The organism is Bacillus sp. JJ1474 (assembly GCF_036965225.1).
In the GTDB taxonomy this organism is placed as follows: Bacteria; Bacillota; Bacilli; order Bacillales; family Cytobacillaceae; genus Cytobacillus.
In genome coordinates, this window is sequence record NZ_JBALPC010000272.1 from 1 (window position 1) to 3,076 (window position 3,076).

The window sequence follows — 3,076 nt, forward strand, 5'->3', positions numbered from 1 at the left end:
ATATTATAGTCTTTAAAAACGTTAATAACCTTATCTATTAAATCAGTAGGAATAAATAATGAAATACTAAGTTCAGTAACCAATACTTTCGCCGCCTTAAAGAAATGGGTCAGAGTATGTTTCTTATACCCTAGTAAAAAACCATCTTCGCTTTTATAGAAACGTAACAATTAGTTAAACAAAGACTTTTTACTACTAATAAAATTACGCTTTTTATGATAGGTGCCGATAATTTTCGATATTGAAAATAAAGTTTGCCAGTCTTACCATAGTTCATTGGAATTTAAATTATCCCATACTTCTTTAACGCATAATGAATACCATCTTCACTAGACTTTTTGGTAACAAAGTCCGCAATACTTTTCAATTTTTCATTTCCATTCCCCATTGCTATACCAAGTCCAACTAGTTCCAACATGTCAATATCATTTTCTCCATCACCGAAAGCAATGGCTTCTGTTTTATCTAGCCCAAAAAACTCTAGAGTTTTCATGATAGCTAAAGACTTAGACACATTTTCCTGCAAAACATTTAACACATATGGATGCCATCTTTTAAATGTTAAGTTTGGAAACTTTTGTATGTACTTCTCAACAGCCACATCACTTGCAAATAAACACAATAAAAATACCTCTTGTTTATGAATTAAACGATTAGTAATAGGATAATCATCGAGAAATAAGGTTTCCTTCAATGCTGTTAAGATTTCGTCCTCTGTAACACCATTCATATAAAGGTCTTCAGTATAAAAAGTCAAACCATTATTCTCCGACTGGGCAAAATCCATTACTTCTAAGATAATATTCTTATCCATTGGTACTTTATGAATCACTTTTTCGATGTGTTTTACGTACCCGCCATTTGCTGTTATAAAGGTTTCTATTCCCATTTCCTGTAATTCATTACACATCGATAATGGTCTTCCCGTAGCAGCAACAACCTTCAAGCCTTTGCTTTTCAATATTTTTATAGCTTCAATAGTTGAAGATGGAATCCTGCCATCTTCGTGACTTGTTATCGTTCCATCAACATCCAAAAATACAATTTTATAATCCAATATGGAACCCCCTTTGTATTAATCAAATATATAAAGTAGTCTGTTAGAAAATTGTACCAAATTTAAATATTATTGTTAAATTCATAATAGATATCTATAGGAGGGATCTGTTTTGTTAGATATGTTTTTATGCAACCATCTCTAACCAATTGGATATCCAGAAAACTATCTGTTGAACACTCAGGCATTGGTATAGGTGTATACAGTTTGTCAAACTTTCTTTCTATTGCCATATGTGGAGCAATTACTACCAAATTAATAGTTAAACAATTTCCCTCCCTTAAAACCTGTTGTCTTCTATTGCCAAACAGTAATATACAGTAATATATATTTTGGGATTTTCTTACTGGCAATGTTAAATTGGATATTTGTCTCATATCTATGTAGAGGACCAAAATGGCCAACTTTTTCAAAAAAATAAAGAAAGGATTTGATTCATTATGATAAAAGCCATTCGAGTTTACCAATACGGTGGACCGGAGCAATTAAAACTCGAAAGGATTCCTATTCCGGAGCCTAGCTCTAATGAGGTGTTAATTCGGGTTCATACCGTTGGCGTCCTTCCGTATGATTGGAAATATCGTGAAGGTTACTTTAAGGATAGTCGACCTGCAATCTTTCCTTATACCCCTGGGACAACATTTGCAGGAACTGTGGAGAAACTTGGCCGTAATGTCCATGATTTTTACATCGGGCAGGAAGTCTTTGGACGAAGTAAATATGGAACTTATGCTGAGTTTACCGTAGCATCAAGAGAAGAACTTTTTCCTAAACCTTCAACAATAACATTTGAAGAGGCAGCAGCAATCCCTGCGAGTGCTATTCTAGCGTGGCATACTCTATTTAGGGACGGAGAATTAAGGGAAGGTGAAAAAGTGCTGATTCATGGAGCAGCAGGAGGGTTTGGTTCTATTGCAGTCCAATTGGCTAAATGGAAGGGAGCACATGTTATAGGAACCAGTTCAGGGAGAAATTTAGACTTCCTGTCCTTATTAGGAGTAGACACTGTCATTGATTATACTTCCACCTCTTTTGAGAACATAGTCCAGGATGTAGACCTGGTTGTCGATACGGTTGGCGGAGATACGTTAGAAAGATCCTGGTCCGTAGTGAAAAAAGGAGGAAAACTTCTATCTTTAGTTGATCAGCCATCAGCTGATAAAACACGTATGTATGGACTAAAAACAGGAAAACCGTTTACTCCGTATTCTCCTGAGGAAACGAAATTTATTTCTCAGACAATTTCCCAAATGATTGCAGATAAAAAGTTAAGGATCGACATTTCAAAACTTGTTTCATTAGAAACAGTGGATGAAGCACATAAAATATCTCAACAGGGTCATGGGCGCGGTCGCATTATTTTAAAAGTATATGATGGTGCTCAAGGTGATAATGATTAACAACCCATATTGCGAAATATGTCTACCTGTAAGACCGTTATAGTTTGATTAAGTTTTTCTTGTTTAATACTTTATCATCAACAAAAATAAAAAGTAGAAAGAGAAGAACAAGTGGCTTATCAGTCCCGATAATTTCTTGTTCTTCTTTAATTAATTGATCCTATAACAAATTAATGACACAGTCCATCATAGTATAATTCTTACGCCCTTTTATTTAATAAGAATTAGGGTAACCGTGAAATCATTCGGAAACTCATGAATCAAGAATTTTTTTTCAGAAGCTAAGAAGCCTGCTGCACTTGTTAATCTTACACCATTAATCGCCTAGATGAAAAGTTCTATTATCGTTTCCACCATTTTTTACAGACGTTAAATCAGACCATTCTGGATACTGTCCATTTATTAATCTTGATACTAAATCTGAAATGATAATCATTATATAATTCTGCCATCCTAATTCTAATCCTAATAGGTATTTTCTTCCCCAACACTTTTTAATCCTTTTTAAAGTAAATGCCCAGTTACTTCAAAAAGAAAAATACGTCTCCACTTATCGTAGAAACTCCCCTGTTAGTGGAAGTACATTTCTTCACAATGAACATATAAGTCTTACCTATCT

At 34.3% G+C, this 3,076-nt stretch carries 2 protein-coding genes; one reads left to right on the plus strand and one right to left on the minus strand.

All coding sequences use genetic code 11. The features are described from left to right. Positions 1–283: 283 nt before the first annotated feature. A complete protein-coding gene (locus V7164_RS24260) occupies positions 284–1,057 on the minus strand; it encodes a Cof-type HAD-IIB family hydrolase (RefSeq protein ID WP_335348374.1) in 774 nt (257 codons plus the stop codon). A gap of 440 nt (positions 1,058–1,497) precedes the next feature. On the opposite strand from V7164_RS24260, the gene V7164_RS24265 reads away from it, so the two are divergent. Continuing rightward, on the plus strand, positions 1,498–2,457 hold the full coding sequence (locus V7164_RS24265) for an NADP-dependent oxidoreductase (RefSeq protein WP_335355495.1): 960 nt from the start codon (positions 1,498–1,500) through the stop codon (positions 2,455–2,457). The last annotated feature ends 619 nt before the right edge of the window (positions 2,458–3,076 follow it).